At 35.0% G+C, this 23,705-nt stretch carries 10 protein-coding genes; all 10 read left to right on the top strand.

The window, feature by feature from the left end:
• Positions 1-71 precede the first annotated feature (71 nt).
• The gene (locus AVL50_RS01755) at positions 72-368 is read left to right on the top strand and encodes a putative quinol monooxygenase (RefSeq protein WP_062614755.1); all 297 of its coding nucleotides are present in this window, start codon (positions 72-74) and stop codon (positions 366-368) included.
• Between the two features lie 138 nt (positions 369-506).
• Positions 507-1,295 (top strand): DUF3050 domain-containing protein, encoded by a 789-nt coding sequence (locus AVL50_RS01750; RefSeq protein ID WP_062614754.1) that lies wholly within the window; start codon positions 507-509, stop codon positions 1,293-1,295.
• Positions 1,296-1,306: 11 nt separating this feature from the next.
• Positions 1,307-1,831 (top strand): DUF4269 domain-containing protein, encoded by a 525-nt coding sequence (locus AVL50_RS01745; RefSeq protein WP_062614753.1) that lies wholly within the window; start codon positions 1,307-1,309, stop codon positions 1,829-1,831.
• 53 nt (positions 1,832-1,884) lie between these two features.
• Entirely contained in the window at positions 1,885-2,730 is an 846-nt protein-coding gene (locus AVL50_RS01740) for a hypothetical protein (protein ID WP_062614752.1), read from the top strand.
• Between the two features lie 6 nt (positions 2,731-2,736).
• A complete protein-coding gene (locus tag AVL50_RS01735; RefSeq protein WP_172826743.1) occupies positions 2,737-3,456 on the top strand; it encodes a class I SAM-dependent methyltransferase in 720 nt (239 codons plus the stop codon).
• A gap of 316 nt (positions 3,457-3,772) precedes the next feature.
• Entirely contained in the window at positions 3,773-5,122 is a 1,350-nt protein-coding gene (locus tag AVL50_RS01730) for a hypothetical protein (protein WP_062614750.1), read from the top strand.
• Between the two features lie 42 nt (positions 5,123-5,164).
• The gene (locus AVL50_RS01725) at positions 5,165-8,317 is read left to right on the top strand and encodes a hypothetical protein (protein WP_062614749.1); all 3,153 of its coding nucleotides are present in this window, start codon (positions 5,165-5,167) and stop codon (positions 8,315-8,317) included.
• Between the two features lie 11 nt (positions 8,318-8,328).
• On the top strand, positions 8,329-9,393 hold the full coding sequence (locus tag AVL50_RS01720; protein WP_062614748.1) for a porin family protein: 1,065 nt from the start codon (positions 8,329-8,331) through the stop codon (positions 9,391-9,393).
• 22 nt (positions 9,394-9,415) lie between these two features.
• Positions 9,416-10,609, top strand: coding sequence for a hypothetical protein (locus tag AVL50_RS01715; RefSeq protein WP_062614747.1), 1,194 nt, complete (start codon positions 9,416-9,418; stop codon positions 10,607-10,609).
• A 214-nt stretch (positions 10,610-10,823) separates the two neighbouring features.
• On the top strand, positions 10,824-23,663 hold the full coding sequence (locus AVL50_RS01710; protein WP_062614746.1) for a PKD domain-containing protein: 12,840 nt from the start codon (positions 10,824-10,826) through the stop codon (positions 23,661-23,663).
• Positions 23,664-23,705: the final 42 nt, after the last annotated feature.

Here is a 23,705-nt window from a genome sequence, read left to right as displayed (position 1 = left end):
TCAAAATCGTATTTTTAGAGAGAAATATATAACCATCAAAAAATAATTTTATAACTATTTTCAACGAAAAAATGTCAAATCAAAAATTAACCATAGTTGCAAAAATATTAGCAAAACAGGGAAAAGGTGAATTTGTGAAGAATGAGTTGCTCAAATTGATTGAAGTTACGAGAGTTGAGAAAGGATGTATCAATTATGATTTGCATCAAGATAATGAAAATGAGAACTTATTCTTGTTTTATGAAAACTGGGAGAGCCGTGATTTATGGCAACAACATATGGAAAATGAACACCTTGCCGAGTACATGAAAGCCACGGAAGATGCTGTGGAAGAATTTACACTCAATGAGATGACACATATTGCCTAGCTTATTTGTCTCACACAACAACAATAGCAACTTATAAATTAAAGTTGCTATTGTTGTTTATAGATAGACATCTACTAACTTTGCACCATCAAAATCAGCAAGGATTCATTATCTAAACTCGTAACAAACAAACTTAGTATGATGTACACTATTGAATACATTGAATCAGAAATTAAATTACTGAGAGATCAACTTTCAAACCACGCCTTATATCAAAACTTAAAAGAGGTAAACGATATTAAAGTGTTTATGGAAAACCATGTGTTTGCCGTTTGGGATTTTATGTCTTTATTGAAAGCATTGCAACAAAAACTCACAAATGTTGAATATCCTTGGACACCAAGTACTAATCCAACAATCGCTAGATTTATCAATGAAATTGTTTGTGGAGAAGAAAGTGATATTAATGAATTGGGAGAACCCAAAAGTCACTATGAGATGTATTTGGATGCAATGGATCAGGTGAACGCTGATGCTTCAAAAATGCATCAATTGGTTGATTTTATTCTAGAAGGAAAATCAGTTGATGTTGGGTTAGAACGAATTGGTTTAGATAAAAGAGTGGCTAGTTTTGTACGTTACACTTTTTCTGTGATTCACTCAAACAAGACTCATTTAATTGCTTCCGCTTTTACCTTTGGAAGAGAGGATGTAATTCCTGATATGTTTTTGGAAATTCTGAAAAATGCAGAAGATCAAAATCAATATAATAAAGTGGTTTATTATTTGAAGAGACACATTGAATTAGATGGTGATGAGCATGGTCCATTATCATTAAGAATGGTGTCTGAGTTATGTGGAGATGATCAGCAGAAATGGGAAGAAACATTAAATACTGCAAAAGAAGCTTTACAAAAACGAATAGAATTGTGGGATGCTATCAATGATCTTATCTTAGCTTACAAGCAAAGTGAAGTTTTAGTATAGTTTATCCATTAATGATCGATTTTAAAAATATTGAATACCTGAAAGAGGGGAATCCAAGACAAAAAGAGGCTTTTAAAGCGTTGAAAAAATATAAAATCTTTGAACGCCTTGCGGACTATAATCCCCTCTTGACAGGAACAATACCAATAGGAATTGATCTTCCTGAAAGTGATTTGGACGTTATCTGTAGTTGCTCTTCATTAAAATCTTTTGAGGATTTTCTTATTCATGAATTTCAAAAAGAAGAACAATTTCAAATTTCAATTTCTCATCAAGAAAAAGTAGGGGCAGTAGTTTGTAGCTTCATGATTGATGCATTTGAAGTTGAGGTATTTGGTCAGGATAAACCAACTGAACACCAAAATGCCTATCGTCATATGTTGAAAGAGCATCAGCTACTGATCAAGTACGGAGAGAAATTCCGTCAAAAAGTCATTGCCTTAAAAGAAGGTGGATTGAAAACCGAACCCGCTTTTGCCAAATTGTTAGGTTTAGAAGGTGATCCATATCAAGCACTTTTAAATGTAAAAGTTTAAAGTATTTTCAGAGCAACATACTAACCATTAACGTAAATTATTTTTTCCAAAATATGCATTACCTTTCTATTAATGAAGTAAAAGATATGTGCTATACAAGCACATATCATATTAAAGACTTTCTATTAGACCAAAAAGAAGTTTTTCCGTATCATATCAATATCCTTTTTGACCAAGTGAAATCAGGTAAAGTTCGTCATGAAGGAATAAATGCTTTTGTACGAAAAAATAGTTCTCGTTTGCATATTGTTGCGAAAGAATGCGACTTACTTTCTAATACCGTTGAAGGTTTTCCAATAAAAGTACCCCAATTTCCACACTTCAGAACAGCAGAACACCTTTTTCAATGTGTTAAATTTGATCCTTTAAAAGGAGATGACATCATCGATAAACAGTTATTGATTATTGATCAAACTTCGGGACTAGGAGCAAAGCAGGTGGGTGATCGAAAAGACGATATGCGAATGTTCTGGCGTTCTTCTTGGATCATGAAAGATTGGGAAATGAGAGACCTTCCTTTTGATCAGTATAAGGAAAAGCATTGGGAAGCTCTTACAGAAATTATCAACGGATTTTGGTATGCTCTCTTAATGAAACTGGCTAATAATCGTAAGGAATTTGGAAAGGTTTTATTAAAAAATGGAGCCGTTAAACAATCTCCTATTGTAGAGATAGAATTGGATCAAAATGCACCGAGTACTTTTTGGGGTACAAGAATAGAAAGTAATGGTATGTTGAGAGGTTTGAATATCGGAGGAAAGTTATTAGCCCGGTTACGGGATCTTTATCGATTGGAATTATTGCAAAAGAAAGGCACCTTTAATTTACTAATGGTTCAGCCTCCATTCAATATTGAAATATTTGGAGGACCAATCCCTGAAGTGAATTACAACGAATAAATGATTATGAATCAAAGAGAAATCAATCAAAGAAACAAAGAGATTTGGGATGCCAATGCGAAGGTTTGGGATGAGAAAATGGGGGAGAAAGGTAATGATTGGCACCTTAACCTGATTGCTCCAATAACTGAAACACTTTTAGATCTTAAGCCGAATGAACATTTGCTTGATATTGGTTGTGGTAATGGAATTTTTGCAAGAAGAATAGCCAATGAGGTAACAAAAGTAACTGCTTTTGATTTCTCTGAAGAAAATATCAAAAAGGCAAAGGCTTATGGGGGAGAGATTGATTATTTTGTGATTGATGCAACCATAATAGAGGAACTTCAAAGCTTAGGGAATTCTTTTGATAAATTTGTAGCTAATATGGTGTTTATGGATGTTCCTGAATTGGAGACTTTATTCCAATACATTTCAAACACCATTTCAGAAAGCGGCTCTTTTGTATTTTCAATTCAACATCCGGCGTTCAACTCTGAATTTACAGAGTTTGAAGAAAATGGCATCTTTGTAAAAAACTATATTCAAAGCAGTACATCTAAAGGAACTGCATTACAAGAACAGCCAGAGGAACAGTTTTACTTTCACCGTCCTATCAGTGAATATTCTAGACTGGCCTCAAAGTACGGTTTTATGATTTCAGCTATCGAGGAACCGGTCTTTAATAGAGGTGATATTTTTTCAAAAATACCTCCTGTTTTAGTTTTCAAATTAGAGAAAAGGTAATTTATTTTAGTGAAAGTTTATTCATCTTTAATATTGAACTTTCAGAAGACATGACAAAGTGAAATAGTCAATTTTGATCGTTTTTGGATGATTCGTATATAACTATTTTTATTTTTTGTATAAAAAAAGCTATTGAATTATTAATTCGGTCGCCTTTTTGTTTCTTAATAAAGGAATGTTAATGTAAGTTAGCATTCATATTGGTAATTTTTTGGATAAAGGTGCTCATTTAAAATTAAATTAGACTATTGAATTTGGTTGATTTGAATACCCGCATCATCATCGCTCAACACATTACAAACTTTAATCGGAATCTATGCATATTCATATCATTTGTGTGAATGCAGGTCAAGACAACCCTGACGACCATTTAGAATTGGGATACATGATTTCAGATGCTTTACAAGTGGCATTGAAAGAAATGAAATCTCAAAATATACAAGTAAATGTTTCCATTGGCAACAAAGCGAATGAAGAAGCAGATATTGCTGTATGGTTTGTTTGTGAAGCATCAAATTATGAATTATCTTTAAATAGTAACCAAAAAAATTACAAACTATTCCTTAACAATATTGCTGAGGAAAATCAGCCCGAATCAATAAAAAATTTACGAACCTATCATCTTTCGAGGTTTGATAATAGAATTGGTAAAGAAGTCACGCTTACCATACCATTATCTGAAGGTTATAGAGTTTTTTATTGGTTAGTGATTTCTGATTTAGCACTTGATATTTATGACGCTTTCAATGGACACAACTATCCTAAACAGGTTTTCTTAGGTGATACCTCAGATGACTTGAGAATGGAAAGACTGCTCCTCAAAAGAGATCTTAAAGCTTTTGGATTTGATATTTTACCCAAAAAAGATTATCCATGCCACACTGATTTCATGTCTCAAATACAATGGGATGACCTTAATGATGTAGAAATTGCCATACATTTAGCAGGAGGAAGAGAAGGTGAGAAAATAAATCATGACTCTTATTCGTTCTTAGAATGGCAAGAAAAAGTTACTGAAACATATGTTCTCCAAAATGAGAACAGAATCAAAAAGTTTGTTTGGGTACCGCCTACAGTTCGTTTTTCAACAGATAAGAGGAAGTTTTACATTGAAAAACTTTTGAAAAATGTTGACGAACATGAGGCAACTTATACTTTTAAAACGGACTTGGAGAAGTTTAAGACTATTCTTCATGGTGAATTAAGCACCTATAATAGACGTGAGGACCCAGCTTTAAATGAAGACTTTGCTGCTAAGAAAGTTTATATCATGTGTGACATCGAAGATGCAGAACACTCACAAATACTTGAAAATAGATTGTCAACTCTTGGGTTTGGCATCTTAAAGCTAGGAATGGGACAAGGTGCCAAGATGATGAGAAGACAACATCAAAGGCATTTACAAGTTTGTAATAGTACAATCATCTTTGTGGATAAAGCTCCGGATGATTGGATTTTTGCAAAGTTACAGGACAATCTACGTGCTTCTGGTTTAGGTCGGAAAGAACCTTTAAATACCAAAGCAATTGTTGCAACTAATTATGGAATTGCATCAAGGTTATCTAAAATTTTAGATGGCAATCCACTTTATAAATCTGTTGGAATCTTCGTTTTTGATGATGTAATGATTTCCGATGATTTACTCAGTTTTTTGTCATCATTTTAATTTTAATGTTGTAATTTAACGTTTTCTATTCGTTTACTTTCTATGAATTCATTCTCATCCACAAATACAGATGCTCAAAGGTTGGTCCTTGGAGGTCAATTTAACCCATTCCCTGGGTTAAGACCGTTCCGTACGGATGAAACTTTCTTGTTCTTTGGTAGAGATGGCCAAACAGAAGAAGTATTATGGCGTTTAGAGAAAAATAGATTTGTAGCGGCACTTGGTGCATCGGGCTCAGGAAAATCATCACTTATTTATTGTGGACTTATTCCCGCTTTGCAAGGCGGATTTATGGAGAAACAAGGTTCTTCATGGAATGTTTCCACATCCAGGCCCGGTACAGATCCTATCAAAAACCTTGCTCTAGCGGTATTACAATCTACGACTACTTACGCTGAAAAATCAAATGAAGATCAGGAATTACTCTTGAATGTGGCTGTGACCATGTTGCTTAGTAGTTCTAAAGGTCTAGTCAACTTAGTAGAACGATTACAAAAAGAAGAGGGAAACAATTTCCTCATATTAATAGATCAGTTTGAAGAACTTTTTAGATTCTCAAGACTAGAGTCAGAAGACTTGTCGATGGGAATGGCTTCTGCATTTGTAAAGTTATTAGTGGAAGCTACCAAGCAAAAGAAAGTTCCAATTTATGTAGTGATGACCATGCGTTCTGACTACATAGGTGACTGTGCAAGATTTCCAGAACTTACCTATCTTATCAATGAAAGCCACTATTTGATCCCTCAAATGACGAGAGATCAAAAGAAAGAGGCTGTTCTTGGTCCAATGTCTGTGGGTGGAGCAAAGATTTCACCTAGATTATTACAGCGATTGCTCAATGATTTAGGAGATACACAAGATCAGCTTCCAATCATGCAACATGCCCTGATGAGAACTTGGGAGTATTGGAATTCACACTCTGATGATAACGATGAGGTAGATGTTTACCATTATGAAGCTATTGGCGGTATGGGGGAAGCCCTGTCACAGCACGCCGATGAAGCTTACCGTGAGTTAACAGAGGAAGAAAAACTGATTTGTGAAAAGCTATTCAAGGCACTGACAGAGAAAGGAGATGATGGTAGAGGTATTCGTCGCCCTACAAAATTAAAGAACTTAGCACACATCGCAGAAACGGACGAAAGCATTGTGATTAATGTCGTAGATCGTTTTAGAAGTTCAGGTAGAACATTACTAATGCCTGATCAGAGTGTAGATGTGATCAGTGATACTGTAGTGGATATTTCTCACGAATCTCTAATGCGTGTATGGATACGTTGTCGAGATTGGGTAGACGAGGAATATGAAGCAGTAAAAATATATAAACGTCTTGCTGAAGCTGCTTCAATGTATCAGCAAGGAAAGGCAAGTTTATGGCGTCCGCCAGATCTTTATATTGCCATTCAGTGGAAAGAAAGATTTAGACCAAACTTAGCTTGGGCCATTCAGTACGAACCTTCTTACGAAAGAGCGGTTACTTTCTTAAAATCTAGTCAAGAGGAGTATGAAGAGGAACAAAGAGTAAAAGAAAGGTTACAGAAAAGAATTGTCAAACGTACCAAAGTGATTGCACTCGTTTTAGCGGCTGCAACTATTGGTGCAATTATGCTTGTGATTTTTGCCCAATTGAAAGCCAGAGATGCAGAAATTGCCGCCATTCAGGCGACTGAGTTTGGTGAAAAAGCGAAGGAAAGTGCTAGAATTGCTGAGGAGCAAAAGAAAAAAGCAGAGGCTCAAACTGTATTGGCCGAGCAAGCTGCGGATGAAGCCCGTAAGCAAACAGAAATTGCTCAAGCAGCAAAAGATTCAGCTGATTATCAGAAGAATGTAGCATTAAGACAATCAGAAAGAGCACGTCTTGCTTTAGTAGAAGCTGAGAAACAAAGACAATTGGCTGATGCTGAAAAAGATAAGGCAACATTAAATGCTAATATTGCGGATCGAAAATCAAAAGAAGCCGAGTTGCAAAAAGAAGCAGCAAACCTTGCGAAAGCAAACGCGGATACACTTCGTTTCCTTTCCATTGCTCAAGCCTTAGCCGTAAAGTCGCTACAGCTAAAAGATCCAGAGCAAAAGGCTTTGTTAGCCTCTCAAGCTTATGGTTTTAATGAGCAGTACAAAGGACTTGATCCAAACCCCGATGTATACCAAGGTTTATATCAGGCACTTAAAGGTTTTAAAGGAGATGATTTTAACTTAATGAAAGGCCACAAAGATTATGTAAGAACATTATTTTTTGATCCTGAGTTAAATTATTTGTATTCAGCAGGTTCAGATGGAACTATTCATAAATGGAAAAATGGTAGTCTTGAATCGGAGTTGATTACTGAGAATCAAGGTGTAATTAGAGGTTTATTAGTTTCTAAAACGAAAGGAAGAGCTGCTATTTATACTGAACAGGGTAAAATGACAATCTTCAGCTATCCTGAATTTGAAGAGTTAAAGAAAGTAGAGGTTTCAAAAGGACAGTTATGGACGGGTTCTTTTGATCAATATGGAGATAGAATATTTGTGGCAGGACAAACTCAAAAGGTTTATGCTGTGGATATTGAAAGTTATGCAGTGGCAAGTTTTGTGAAAACAAGTTCAAGAATTACTAAGCTTCAAGTTTCTAACCTAGATGGTAATATTTGGGGAATGCTTGAGTCAGGAGCTGTGATGAAGTGGTGCCCAGACGGTGGTTGTGATGAAACTTTGGTTTATGCAGATCAAAGAATCACAGGTACAGCTTTAGCTTTTTCAGATGATGGTAAAACAGTAGCATTGGGTTTTGAAGATGGTAAGTTGATCCTTTGGGATAGAATTACAGGAACTGAAATTGACAACCTACAAGGACATGATACCCGTGTAACTTCTTTAAAATTTGATAATGAAAGAAAGAGACTTGTAAGTACAAGTTTGGATGGATCAGCTAGAATCTGGAATATAGAGAAAGGAAGAACCAATGAATCGCCAATTATATTAAATGACTTAGGTGCATGGGCATCAGAAGCTTCCTTTGCTGATCATGGTAAAACATTATTTGTAGGTACTTCAGGACATGATTTAAGAAGATATGAATTGGATATCCCATCATTATCTGACAATGTATGTTCACTAATGCCAAGAAAAGAAATGACTCAAAAAGAATGGGATAGATATGTGGGTGAAGGCATAGATAATAGAAATGTTTGTAATGGGTCAGACATAAACTAAATTTTTAGACTTTGAATTTTTTAAAAGCTTCAATCAGATTTTTTTTACTTCTACTTTTATTTTTTCAGACAATACAAAGTAGTATCGCTCAAAGTTGTGAGGAATTATATGTGCGTGCCAATGCCATGTATTTGGAAGGAAAGCTTCTACAAGTTCCTCTTGAATTAGCAGATTGTATTAGTACAGGTTACGAGACAGAAGCAAAACAGACGGCGGCTAGAAGACTAGTCATCTTATCTTACCTTTACTCTGATAAATTACCAGAGGCAGAGGACGAAATGTTGTACCTTTTGAAAGAGTATCCAGAATACAAACCTGCTAAATCGGATCCTGCCGAGCTGAAAAAACTTTACGAGAAATTTAGAACAAGGCCAATAATGACTTTTGGAATTTTGGCAGGGCTAACGTATAATCAAGCTTTTGTTGATCAGACATATGGTGTAGGAAAAGAAACCTTACACGATGCTGTGCAGTACAATCCCAAAGTGAATTTTAAAGTTGGAGTATCTTTTTCTTATTTAATAAGTAAAAATATTCAGTTCAATATATCACCTACTTTCGAAAATGTTTCTTTTGAAACCGTAGAGAAGCCATTAGATTTCTCAACAACAACAATGACGGAAAGCCAATCTTGGTTACATGTTCCTTTGACGTTGAGGTGGATCATTGCTCCCAATACACAATTGAAACCATTTATTGGAATAGGAGGGGCAATGAGGTATTTACTTTCATCCACCATAGAAGGTACGCAATCTTTTGATGAAAGTGGTATTGCAGATATTGAACCTTCACCAATTGATATTAAAGATCAACGAAAAGAAATGCTTTATGAAGCTACTGCACAGGTAGGTTTTCAAATTAAATCTAGAATGACACATTGGGATATTTTTGCGACTTACACTTATGCTTTATCTTCTTTCAATAAACCTAATAATCGATATGATAACCCTGAACTGATCTTTAGTTATGGATTTATTGATAATGATACACGGCTTAACGTGTTAGCTCTAAATATTGTATTTTCTTATGATTTCTATAAACCAAAAGTTTTAAGGAAATACAGAAACATTGACTAGACAACTTCAAGAAATAATAATAATGCGATACTTACCAATTTTTTTATTGATTAGCTTTTTTCTAGGATGTGAAGAAACAGATTCCTATAAATCTGGAGAGACTTATATAAAATTTTACGGTACCTCAAGTAAAGAACAAGGGATAGATATTATTTCATTAGATGATGGCTATTTACTTTTAGGTAATACGGAGTCATCTTTATCGGGATCGTCCATAATGTTGGTGAAAACGGATAAAAACGGCAACGAAGAGTGGCAGTCAGTTTACAATGGAGACCTGAATGTGGATGAACCTGTAGGAATGATACAGCTTGAAAATGATAATATTGTAATTCTTTCCAACAGAAATGATACCACAGGAATTCTAACTTATACAAAACCTGATGGAAGTGACCTAAATGAAAACGAACCAATTGTATTAAAGCCTGTTACGGAGAATATTCAAGTGAGGTACAATTCAATTGAAACGCTTACAGAAGGAGGTTTTCTTATTGTTGGAGAAATTAAAAACCCTCAAAATGAGTGGGATATGTTGAGTATGAAGTTGGATGATAATGGAGGAATTATCTGGGAAAAGGTAGAAGGTTATAAAGGGGAAAAAGGTTCTGATGATTTAGGAAAATCTTCAACTGAAGATGGTGCTCAATTTTATTACTTATTTGGTTCTGTGGATATTCTTAAAACAAATAGTGATGGTGAAGAGGTTATTGTTTCTGATATGCGAACAGTCAGCGTAAACCGTTTGGGAAATATTGTATGGGATAAGCAAGTTTCTACTTCTGATAACGAATACGGAGTAGCAATAAAAAATTATAATGGAGATTTGTATATTTTAGGCAGAAGAGAATCATCTACTACGAAAAAAGATATTATCTTTTCAAGATTGGATGCAAATGGAAATGCAGGAGCTCTTATCGAATACGGAGGCGATGGAATTGATGTCGGAAATGACATGATTATTACACCTACTGGTATTTTTATTACTGGAAGTTCTAACCAGAATTCAGGAAGTGAAGATATTTTAGTACTGAAGTTAAATCTACAAGGGCAGGTGATTTGGCAAAACACTGTAGGTTATGAAGGTGTAGATTTTGGTTCCAAAGTACTCATCGAAGAAGATAATTCTATTGTGATTCTTGGTACCGGTTTCTTTGGTAATAATGATAAAATTTGTCTTTTAAAGCTGGATGAATCAGGTAATTTATCAAAACTATAACTTTTTTATCTTAACATACGTTTACAAACTAGTTGAAATAATTTAACTTAAAGGGAACTGTTAAGATCTTTCTTTTAATGCTGCTATTTTCAATTTTTTTAATCGCAAATCTAAACTTTTAGAAAGCAAATAGCCCTGATTGGCAGACATATTTAAGCTACATACTATGAATAAATTTAGTCTACGGTTTTTAATCATAACACTATACATTAGTGTGTTTTTTATCACGGCATCAACAATTAATGCACAAACTTTAAGCCATTCCAATAGTGAATATTTTAACACAGTTGGAGACATAGAATGGGTTTTAGCAGAAGAAACATCAACTGATATTACTGTTCCACCCATTGCTAGTGACTTTAACTTAATAGTGAAGTTAGGATCTGATGGGAGTGTAATTTCAGAGGGATCATATATGATTTCAATTACTGAAGTAACACCTTCAGAAGAATATACTATTACAATTGATCTTGACTTGCTGTCTTCAGTTGATTTGAATGATGAGTTTACGCTCTATTATGAAAATGAAATTGGAGAAACTATTATTGCATCAGATATTTATATTTTTGATGATGAGGATCCAGAGAAACCAACTTTGGCTCCACAATCGGCTTCTATCACAGGTATGTTTCTTACTGATACTTATTACACAACAGTAGCGAATTTAGTTTTTGATATTACAGATGTAGAAGCAGTACATACAATTGAGTTGTATGAAGGAGGAAGTAACTTAGAGAGTACAATTAATAGTGCAGCCGGAAGTGGTGATAACCTTTCTGCAACAACACTAACAGCAGACGGTGTTTATGTTTATCATGTAGATGTGATTGACGAAGCTGGAAACACAGTTTCTTCAGACGATATAAATATTGATTATACAGCATCTGCTACTTTAAGTGTATCTTTTAGTGGATTAACGATTGATAATAACTCAGAAAGCTCGGATGCAAGTGTAACGAAAAATGCTGATGTTGATCTTAAATTTGCAGGTCTTACCGTAGAAAGCCCTGAACAGGAGTTAGTAATTTTGAACAGTGCAGATGAAGAAATTACAAGAATTAGCATAGATGAAACTGATGAATATATCACGTTGCCCACATTAGATGATGGTGCTCATACAATTACTTATTATTTTGAGGATATACATGGCAATACATCTACAGAAGTTGATTTCAGTTTTACAATTGATACTGAAGCTCCTTCTATTCTAACTTCAACGATTGCTACTGGTTATGCTACTAACACTCAGCTTGCAGTAACACCAGATGGAGATGCTACTACTGATGATGCTACATTAACTTTTGAAACAAATGAGGATTTAGCGGAAAGCCCAACTGTTAAAATTAATGGTGAAAGTCCATCTGTCAATAATCCTTCAGGAAATAATTACAATGCAACTCAACCTGATTTGACATTGTCATCTTATGCTGCAATACCAATCGAAATCACTTTAAAGGATATAGCAGGTAACACAACAACGATAACTACCACTACAGACGGATCAGTAGTCTATACATTTCCCGACATTGTTAATGTCATACAAACTTCAGATGAACTTCAATATTGTGATGAATCTTCAAAAGTTTATTTTGAAAAAGATGGCAGTATTTCTGGGGGGGATGGAAGCTATACAATTTCTTGGGAGGTAAATATTGATGATGCGGGTTATAATACAATTGGAGTTGTAAGTGAAGAATATACAGAAAATGCAACTTTATCTGCAGGGTCTTATAAATATAGACGAGTGGTTTATTCTCAGGGAATAGCTTTCCCTTCTGATCCATTGGAGATTATTGTAGAGGATAATGCAATAATAAATACCATTACAGCACCTAGTACAGTAAAGTATTTTAGTAACTCAATTGCAATAAATACTATTTCAATTGCAGGTAATACAGATCCGGACTACTCGTATGAATGGGAATATTCAATAGATGGAGTGAACTGGTCTACAATTGGTTCTGCGACGGGCGGATCATTGCTGTATGATCAAGAAATAACAAGTGCTGGTACACATAATTTCCGTAGAAAAGTGACGGATGCACCTTGTGAATCTTACTCTAATGAAGTAACAATTACTTTATATGATCCAATTGTCAATTCTATTCAAAATGATGGTGATAATGTTTATTGTATCGGGAGCCCAGAGGTACAATTGTCTACAAAGACAACTGTATCAGGAGGGGACGGCAATTATGTTTATGATTGGTTAAGAAAAGAAGATACAGGGGCGAATACATATGCTTCATTAGGAATAAATACTGAAGATTTATCGGATAATTCAAGTTTAACTCCGGGTACATATACCTATAAAAGAACAATTACAAGTGATGGAGAGACTTTTGATTCTGATGAAGAGATTGTAATCAATGTTAATAACCCAATAGCAGATAACACATTGACTTCTCCTTCCAAAACGATATACAATGGAGAAATCGCCGCAGGTACTATTCAATTTACTCCCGGGAATGCATCAGGTGGAGATAATAATTTAAAGTATCAATGGCAATATTATTCTGGTTCTTCTTGGACGGACGCAGTTACTACTGCTGATTATACGCACAATGTGATTATCGCAGAAAACACTGAAGTGAAATTCAGAAGAATTGTGACAGACAACTCTGGAGATTGTGAGTCTATATCTGATGAAATCACAATTACATCACTACCCGAGATTCAAAACACGATTTCAGATGGCGGAACCAATAAATATTGTGAGACATTTTCTAGTTTTGAAATCAGCAACAGTACTTTAAGTGGAGGCAATGATAATTATGAAATTAAATGGTATAGAGAAAAAAATAGTGAAGGAGCAGTTGAGCTTACTGGTGAAAATAATCCAAACTATATTGAGACAGGTGCTTTATCAGCAGCTGTTTATACCTATACTCGTGAGGTGACATCAGCAGGAAATAAAGTAACTTCTGCTCCGATAGTTATCACTATTGACGCACTCATTGAAAATGAGATAAGTATACCATCAACTCTTATTTACTATGATGAAATTACTGCAAATACTTTTGAAATTGAGAACCAAAAAGTAGCAGGAGGAAATGCTAGTTATACTTATGATTGGGAAAGATATGATGCGACAAATGGATGGGTTTCTACAGGAATTACGTCTCAGAAATTTGAAAATTATAATGTAAAAATTGACGAAGTTGGAGAGTATAAATTCAGAAGGAAAATTACTTCAGGTGAGTGTGGAGAATTGTATTCTAATGAAGTCGCTATTAATTTATATGAGTCACTTCAGAATGCTGTTGAAGTCGATGGAGGAGTGTTAGCTTACTGCGAAACGTTTTCAAGTTTTGAGCTGAAAAACAAAACGTTGAGTGGTGGAAACGGTAATTATACTTTTAAATGGTTTAGAAAGAAAGGATCAGATGCCGTTGTTGAGCTTACTGGTGAAAACAATCCAAACTATATTGAGACAGATGCTTTAACAGCTGATACATATACTTACACAAGGGAAGTAACATCTTTAGGAGTAAAGTTAAACTCATCAGCTATTATTATAACAGTTGATGCATTAATAGAAAATGAAATCAGCACACCATCTACTATTGTAGTTTATGATGAAATCCCAGCTAATTCTTTGGTGATTGAAAATCAGAAAGTAGCTGGTGGAGGAAGTAGTTATACTTATGATTGGGAAATCTATGATGGTAGTTCATGGAACTCTACGGGGGTTACTTCACAAAGGTTTGAGAATTACAATACCAAAATTGATAAAGCAGGGGAGTATAAGTTTAGAAGAAAAATTACATCAGGAGCTTGTGGTGAACTTTACTCCAATGAAGTAACCATTAACCTTTATCCATCTGTTCAAAACACTATAGCTGTAGTGGGTGGCAACAATATATGCGAAGGATATTCAAGTTTTGAGATTGAAACTTCTACATTGAGTGGTGGAGATGATAGCTATACCTATAAGTGGTATAGAAAGATAGGTTCAGGTACTGAAACATTGCTTTCTGGAGAGGAAAATGAAAACCTTATCGTAACAGAGTCTCTATCGGAAGGTAATTACACTTACTACAGAGAAGTATCTTCAGCAGGTCAAACAGTTAAAACAACTGGCACAGTGGTCAATATTCAAGGAATATTGAAAAATACTATCACGGCACCATCTACAGTAGTTTATTATGATGAAATCCCTGTTAATACCATCGAAATTGAGAATGATAAAGTTGACGGTGGTGACAATTCATATAGTTATGTCTGGGAAAGGTTTGATGTGACTAATGGGTGGCAAAATACAGGAATTACTTCTCAGAAGTTTGAAAATTATAATGTAAAAATTGATAAGGCAGGAATCTACAAGTTTAGAAGAAAAGTAACATCAGGAGCTTGTGGCGAGCTTTATTCCAACGAAGTAGTCATTAATGTATATCTTTCAGTTCAAAATACTATTGCTGTAAATGGTAGCAGTAATTTATGTGAAGGTTACTCAAGTTTTGAAATTGAAACTACAAAATTAAGTGGAGGGGATACTACTTATACTTACAAGTGGTATAGAAAAATAGGTTCAGCTTCTGAAACATTACTTACAGGTGAGACCAATGAAAATCTAATTGTTACAGAATCTTTATCAGAAGAAAGTTATACCTATTATAGAGAAGTATCTTCAGCAGGACAAACTGTAAAGTCTTCAGGAGTAGTAGTTACCATTCAAGGTGAAATCGTAAACACAATTTCAGCTCCTGCTACTGATGTCTATTATACTAACATCCCTAAAAATAGTATTGTAATAACCAATGATGTGGTTGATGGAGGGAATAATAGTTATACTTATGATTGGGAAATTTATGATGGCAGTTCATGGAGCTCTTCTGGAATTACAACGAAAAAATTTGAGAACTATAACGTAAAGATTAATAAAGCTGGAGAATATAAATTTAGAAGAAAAGTTACATCAGGAGCATGTGATGCAATTTACTCTAATGAAGTGGCAATTACTTTATATCCTGCTTTGTCTAATTCGTCTATTACTCTTCAATCTGCTAGTGAAGCTTGTATTGGAGGACAAATTTTTATTTCAGGAACTATTCCAACTGGAGGTACAGGAAGTTACACATACGAATGGTTTAAAAGAGACAATGATGATATTTCACCTTCATTTTCATCCACAGGTATAACAACTTCTATCTACTTTGACGATGAAATTACAACGGGAGAGGAAGGGGATTTCACCTTTAAAAGAGTTGTAACTTCAGGTGATATTAATGATGATGCTTTAAATAATACCGTAGATGTAAAAATATACGGAGAACCTGGAGCGTTGACTTTTATTCCTATTAACGAATCAAGTTACAGTAATGATCCAAGTAATGAGGTCACTTTAGACATTGATGAAGATGGGTATGAGTTCTACTGTTCAGGTAAAGGTGTAGTTAGTAATGGTAACGGTCCAGATAATAACATTTTCTATCCTTCATTAGCAGGAACAGGAAATTCGGTGATTACTTATCATATCAAAGTAGGTGAATGCTATTATACCGAAACCACTACTTTGATTGTTTTTGATGGTACACAGCCATTCTCAGATATTTCTAACACTGTTTGTGAAACAGATGATGGAATTGATATCGATATGGATGGTCCAAAAGTTGCTGTGCCAGATGAACTTAAAACAAAATTTACTTTCCAACAGGCAAAGTTAATCGATGAGAAAGGTAATTTGATTAAAGACTATGGTACCAATCCAAAGTTTACTTTTAAAGCTTCTGATGGTTTAGAAGTTGGAGATGTAGGTACTTCTAAAACAATCAAATTGGTGGCAGTGTATCTAGATAACTTGACTAGTTCCGTAACAAATGAACTTTCACAGGATATTCTTTTAACCTTTGAGCCTTCAGCACCAATTATTGAAGATGGTAATACATTTAATTATTGCTTCGGTCCAGAACCAATCCGTAAACTTAAGGTTATGGATGCAATTGGTTCAATTGAATGGAGAGAAGAAATAAATGGGGTCGTCTTAGAAACAGGTAATGAGTTTGATCCTGCAATTGTGAAGGATGAAAATAATGATGTCACTAAAACTTACTATGTTACTCAGTTAATTAATGGTTGTACAAGTGAACCAACAGTAGTAACCATCAACAGTTATAAGAAAACTTCAGGTCCAACTTTTAAAAATGCAGGCCCATTCAATATTTGTGAAGGCGATCTTATGCCTACTTTTGAAATTGCATCAGGTGATGAAATTCAATGGTATAATTCATCCAATGAATTAGTAGGAAGCGGACTTAGTTTTACCTCAGATATTTCTACAGATGGAATAGATAAAATTGAATCCAAAACGTTCAAAGTAACAGCTTCAGATAATGGTTGTGAGAGTGATAAAGTGGATATTGTAGTGAATATCATACCAAAACCTTCATTACCAGAAGTGGATGGATCGATTAATAACTATTGTGCTGGTGAAACAAACTTAGATGATTTGGAAGTGAAATCAGATGGTAGTGCCACATTCACATGGTATAGCGATAGTGAATTAAAGAATAAAATTGATGGATTTACTTCTACAAACTTAGAAATTCCGGATGCACCTGCAACTGTAGATGGTACTCAAACATTTAGCTATTGGGTAGTTAAAACCATCAACGGATGTGATAGTGATCCACTTCAGATTAGCTATGATGTTTATGAGAATCCTCCAGTTCCAACATTGGTCAATAATAAAGATGTCTTTGAGATTTGTTCAGGAGGAAGCAGAGAAGCAATTGAAACAGAAGGAGCTACTGGTACAATTCATTGGTATAGAGAACAACCGGAACTTCAAGGATATGAAGGAGCAAATAAACTATCAACAGGTGAAGACTACACACCTTCTTATGATACTAACGTAAGTTCTGATGAAAGTCATACGTATTATGTAGCAGAAGAAAGTGCAAATGGTTGTTTTGGTCCGTCCAAAATGATAACTGTAACTATTTATGCTTTGCCAGATGAGCCAGTATTGGTCTCTACAACTGACGATTTGAAAGTTTGTTCTGCAGATAATCTTCCAGAAATGGAAGTGACAGGTGAAAATGTTCAATGGTACACAGCAGAAGATAAAGTAAATGCAGTGCATACTGGAACAACTTTTACTCCAAATGTGAGTTATGCAGTAATAGCAGATTCTACTGTTTCTTATTTTGTGACCTCAACATCTTCAAAAGGATGTGTAAGTACTTTCAAAGAGGTTATTGTAGAGATTAAAGCTTTACCGGAGTTGCCTTCAGTAATAGGTACTATTCCTAGTTACTGTATTGATGAATCAATTGCAGATATCACAGTAAGTGGAGAGTCAAATGCAATCTTTGAATGGTATACAAGCGAAAGTTTAGCAATTGAATCTAGGGTGGAAGACAACAATGCCACTTTGAAAATTGATGATAAAACACCAGAAGTTTCAGAGTTGGATTCAGTACATTATTGGGTGACACAAACAACTCCATTAGGATGTACAAGTTTACCACAAAAAGTAAGTATTCCAGTGTACCCAACACCTAAAGCACCGACTTTGTCAAGTACAGAATTATTTTACTGTAATGACGATGTTGCTGACCCAATAGAAGCTACAGGTGATTTTGATAATATTACATGGTACTTAGATAGTAACCTTAAAAATGAAATTATTTTCAATAAGAAGTTCACACCTATTCTTTCTGCATACAGTTTAAAAAATAAAGACGTAACTGTTACTTTTTATGCTACAGATAAGAATGATATAGGTTGCGAAAGTAGTGCAACTGCTGTAAAAATTACTATTTATCAAGAAACGCCTCTGATTGGAGATAAATTACCAGATGAAATTACATATTGTGCTGGAGAAACTGTACAGCCAATTGTAGTAAGTGAAGGAGAGAATTTGAAGTGGTATTCTGATGAAGACCTTACTGTTAAAGTAGCTGAAGGATTAATTTTCATTCCTAGTATTTCTACAGATGTAACAGAGGACACTTCAGTCGAATATTATGTTACACAGACCATCAATGGATGTGAAGGAGAACCACAAGAAATAGAAATTGAAGTATTTGCTCTTCCTGAAGGACCAACTTTTGATGCTATAGATCCTTTATGTGAAGGAGATGAACTTCAAGAAATGACCGCTTATGGTGAAGATGGAGCGACCTTTACTTGGTATAGTAATGAGTCTTTGACAAAAATGGTAAGTGATCAGCAAACTTTTGATCCAGATAGTTTGGCTCCTGCTTTCGATGAATATTCTACGATTGATTTTTGGGTAATACAAACCTCAGAAGACAAATGTACAAGTGAACCTACAAAGGTAAGTGTTCCTGTATATCCAACTCCAGCTCCTCCAACATTATCGGCAACAGACTATTATTATTGTTATGGAGAGCTGATAGAGGAAATGGAAGCCGAAGGAGACCGAATCACTTGGTATGATGATGAGAGTCTATCAGAAGATTCAAGAGTAAGTAGTATTAGTAAATACAGACCTTCATTTACAGCTGATGAATCTACGGTTGATTATACATTGACTTATTTTGTGACTCAGAAAAATGAAAACTTCTGTGAAAGTGCTCCTCAAAAAATCACAATTACATTATATAAAGAAACATTACTTCCTACTTTAGCAAAAACAACATATTCGTATTGTGCTGGAGATGCTTTGCAACCAATTTCGAGTGAAGGCGAGAATGTTCAATGGTATTCAGATGAGTCATTGACTACTAAAGTGGGGGAAGGTTTGATTTTTATCCCTCAAGATGATACAGATGTTACAGATGATACTTCGATTGATTATTATGTAACTCAGACCGTGAATAACTGTGAAAGCGAAGCACAAAAAGTTGAAATCTTAATCTACAGTACTCCTGAACAGCCTACAACTACTTCTATCTCGCCTTATTGTGAAGGTGATGTAATATTGCCATTAGAAGCGAATGGAGAAGCTGATGCAACTTACACTTGGTATAGTAATTCTTCTTTGACAGATGTAGTAGGAACAACTAGAATTGTTGATTTAGATACTTTGGCTCCATCTTATACAGAGATCACTAATATGGAATATTGGGTAGTTCAAACTTCTAAAGAGGGATGTACTAGTGAAGCAACAAAAGTAAATATTCCAGTCTATCCAACACCATCTGCTCCAACTTTAGCCGCTACAGAATATTTCTATTGTTATGGAGAATTGATAGAAGAAATGGAAGCTGAAGGAGACCGAATTACTTGGTATGATGATGAGAGTTTATCTGAGGATTCAAGAGTAAGTAGTATTAGTAAATACAGACCTTCATTTACTCCGGATGAATCCACAATGGATTATACTCTAACTTACTACGTAACACAGAAAAATGAGAATTTCTGTGAAAGTGCTCCTCAAAAAGTGACAATTACATTATATCAGGAGACCTTAATCCCTACTTTAGCACAAACTACATTTGAATATTGTGCTGGGGATGCACTTCAACCAATTTCAAGTGAAGGCGAAAATGTAATATGGTATTCAGATGAGTCATTGACCACAAAAGTTGCAGAAGGTTTAATATTTATCCCTCAGGATGCAACATCTGTAACTGATGATACTTCGATTGATTACTATGTGACTCAGACTAAAAATGATTGTGAGAGTGCAGCGCAAAAAGTTGAAATTATAATTTATAGTACTCCTGAACAGCCTACAACTACTTCTATCTCGCCTTATTGTTCGGGAGAGCTAATAGCTCCAATTGAAGCAAGTGGAGAGGATGGAGCAACTTATAAGTGGTATAGTAACTCATCTTTGACGGAAGAAGTAGGAACTGAAAAGATATTGAACCTGAATAAAAATGCTGATGAAGTAGAAACTCTAAGTTATGTGGATTATTGGGTTACACAAACTTCTGTAGAGGGTTGTACAAGTGAAGCTACAAAAATCAGCATTCCAGTTTATCCAATACCTTCGTCTCCAACATTAGACCAGACTAATTACGAATATTGTTATGGAGAAACAATTGATGAAATGACAGCAAATGGTGCTCGGGTAACTTGGTATGAAGACGAATCATTGACTCAAATTGTTAAAACAGGAGAGTCATTCAGACCGCAATTTATTCCAGAAAAATCTACTGAAGATTATACATTGACTTATTATGTCACTCAGAAAAATGTGAACTTGTGTGAAAGTGCACCTGAAAAAGTAACCATTACACTTTACAAGGAAACACTTGCACCGACTTTATCACAAAACACTTTTGAATATTGTTCTGGAGCTATTTTACAGCCAATCAAAGTGGAAGATGGTGTAAATATCAAATGGTATAGTGATTCAGATCTAACTAATGAAGTGGGTACAGGTAATACTTATACACCTCAAGATGATACTAATGTAACGGAAGATATCACGGTTAATTACTATTATACAGAAACTCTAAATGGTTGTGAAAGTGATTATCAAACGGTAAATATTATTGTTTATAATACACCAAGTGCACCAAGTATTGTCGGTGATAATGTAATTAATTACTGTTCAGGAGATATTTTCCAACCAATATTAGTATTAGGGCAATCGGATAATCTGAAGTGGTATGCTGATGAAGATTTAAACACTTTACTTTCATCAGAGAGTGAGTTTACACCAACAATGGAAAATGTAACAACTTCTATTCTTTCGGAAGACTATTATGTTACTTATACTAGAAACAACTGTGAAAGTGCCGCAACTAGAATTACTGTTAATGTAAATCCTTTACCAGTGATCAGTTTGTTAGGTATCACAGATGGTGAGGTGTTTTGTAAGACGGATGCAAGCCCAGTTGTACAGGCATTACCTTCAAACGGTACGCTGACTTCATCAACTGGTGTAGTAATTAGAAATAACCAAGAGATACTATTGGCCAATTCACCTTTAGGTAATCATACATTGAATTATACTGTAACAAACGAGAACAATTGTGTTGATTCGTTATTGATCAGTTTTACAATTGTAGACGCACCGAAAGTGAATTTCTCAGAGACAATACTTTGTGATTCAAAAGAGGTGACGTTCTTTGATGAAACAATTATTTCTGAAGATGATAACCTCACAGAAATTCTAGAATGGAGATACAACTTCGGCGATAATGAAGGCGGTATTACGTTATACAGTGCAGAAGAAGCCGCTCAGTATACTCATACTTATTCTGAAACAGGATTTCATGACGTTACACTTACAGTAATCACTAACCAGAACTGTAGTGAAATAAGTTATGAGAAGACCATATTTATCAATTCACCTCCTCAGGTTTCTTTTGATTGGTCGGTTTCAGAGTTTGGTAGTGAAATGATTTTTGAAGAGCATTTGGTGATTGTAGATAAAGATTCAATTGAATATAGGTATTGGGATTTTGGAGATGGTACTTCTTCTACTTCGATTAATCCAAAACACCAATACACTGAAGTGGGATCTTATACTGTTACTTATGAAGTGAAAACGAAGAAAGGTTGTTCAAATATCCTTCAGCAAGAGGTGTATGTATTACCTCACCCCGTACTGCTGACAGAAAATGATTCCTATTTCCAGAATTTTGATTTAGGGGATGGTAATTGGAAGGCAACTTCTCATAATACCAATATCAGTTGGGAATATGGAATACCAGTAACAACCAATTTCAGCTCAACAAATAATGCATGGGTAACCAATTTGGATTCTACTTACTTTGAAAATGAGGAATCATTCCTTAATCTGCCTTCATTTGATATCTCTGGTTTGACAAAACCTATGCTTTCTTTTGATATGAAAATTGATATTGAAAATGGTATTGATGGTGCGATTCTTCAATATTCATTAGATTCTGGACAAACGTGGTATCTATTGGGGGATATGGATGATCCGATTTACTGGTATAACAGCCAGTCTATTCTTGCAGACCCTGGAGATCAAATTTATGGAACCAATACTTTATCTAAAGGTTGGACTGGAACCAACACTACTTTTGGGTCTGAAGACGGTGAATATATCTCTGTAAGGCATCAGTTGGATGATTTTATAGGGGAGCAACACTTGCGCTTGCGTTTTGCTTTCAAATCCAACTCGGCACAAGAATATGAAGGGTTGGTGATTGACAATTTCTTTATAGGAAACAGGCAGAAAGTTGTATTGATAGAGTCTATGACCAATGCGGCACAAGAGGCAAGTAATAGAGCAATGTCATCATTGGGCGATTACCTTGCAACGATGGAGTCGGATGTATTGAGTGTGAATTATCATATTTATCTGGAAGGATTTAGTGATGATCTTAATAAAGACAATCAAGAGGCCTCTAGTGGTAGAAAGTTCTTCTACGGAGTGACAAATGCACCAAGAACAATTGTGGACGGTAATACTTTCCAAGAGCATACAGATGATTTCTTAGCAGATTTTGAAAATCTTGTTTATAAGAGAACGTTACTTGACCCTGAATTCAGTATAGACTTGAATTTAGATGCCATTAGTAGTACTGGTCAAATAGGAGTGACGCTTACATCTCATGGAACCTTTGATGCATCGGATTCTGAAATTCTATTACACATTGTAACCATAGAAAAGTCCATCACAGGTATTGAAATCACAAACGATATCAGTGAACACTTGAATGTGATGAAGTCAATGAGTCCTGCACCAGGTGCAGAGGGAACCAGTTTCTTTGGAAGATCATGGAATGTCGGAAGTTCAGAAACGGTGTTTGTAGACTGGGCCAATACAAGTGTTTATGACACAGAAAATGTTGAATTAGTCGTGTTTGTTCAGGACAACGTTTCAAAAGAGATATTCCAGGCAATGTCTTACCAGATTGATCCTGATTTATTATCATCAGGACCAATCAATAGTACAGACTTAGCCACAGAATTAGAATGGAACGTTTACCCTAATCCGTCAAGTTCAAGAATACAGGTTTCTACTACTGAATTCATAAAAGATGGAAATTGGGAAATTTCAAATATCAACGGACAAAAAGTCAAAGAGGGTACTTTCTCCGGAAATAGATATTCAGTGGATGTTGAAAATCTAGCCTCGGGAGTTTATCTCATCAGAAACATGAAAGATGGTAAATACCTCCCTCAAACTTTAAGGTTTGTTGTTTCTAAATAGATTTCATCTTATAAATAATAAGGCCTCTCAAATTTTCGTTTG

Source organism: Flammeovirga sp. SJP92 (assembly GCF_001583495.1).
In the GTDB taxonomy this organism is placed as follows: Bacteria; Bacteroidota; Bacteroidia; order Cytophagales; family Flammeovirgaceae; genus Flammeovirga.
Note: the sequence above shows the minus strand (reverse complement) of the source record. Positions and strands in the feature narration are given on the sequence as shown.

What these genes read in the sequence shown, in the direction of transcription:
- AVL50_RS01715 (WP_062614747.1), top strand. Translation starts at nt 9,416, where the DNA reads ATGCGATACTTACCAATTTTTTTATTGATTAGCTTTTTTCTAGGATGT.
- AVL50_RS01730 (WP_062614750.1), top strand. Translation starts at nt 3,773, where the DNA reads ATGCATATTCATATCATTTGTGTGAATGCAGGTCAAGACAACCCTGAC.
- AVL50_RS01725 (WP_062614749.1), top strand. Translation starts at nt 5,165, where the DNA reads ATGAATTCATTCTCATCCACAAATACAGATGCTCAAAGGTTGGTCCTT.
- AVL50_RS01755 (WP_062614755.1), top strand. Translation starts at nt 72, where the DNA reads ATGTCAAATCAAAAATTAACCATAGTTGCAAAAATATTAGCAAAACAG.
- AVL50_RS01735 (WP_172826743.1), top strand. Translation starts at nt 2,737, where the DNA reads ATGAATCAAAGAGAAATCAATCAAAGAAACAAAGAGATTTGGGATGCC.
- AVL50_RS01750 (WP_062614754.1), top strand. Translation starts at nt 507, where the DNA reads ATGATGTACACTATTGAATACATTGAATCAGAAATTAAATTACTGAGA.
- AVL50_RS01740 (WP_062614752.1), top strand. Translation starts at nt 1,885, where the DNA reads ATGCATTACCTTTCTATTAATGAAGTAAAAGATATGTGCTATACAAGC.
- AVL50_RS01745 (WP_062614753.1), top strand. Translation starts at nt 1,307, where the DNA reads ATGATCGATTTTAAAAATATTGAATACCTGAAAGAGGGGAATCCAAGA.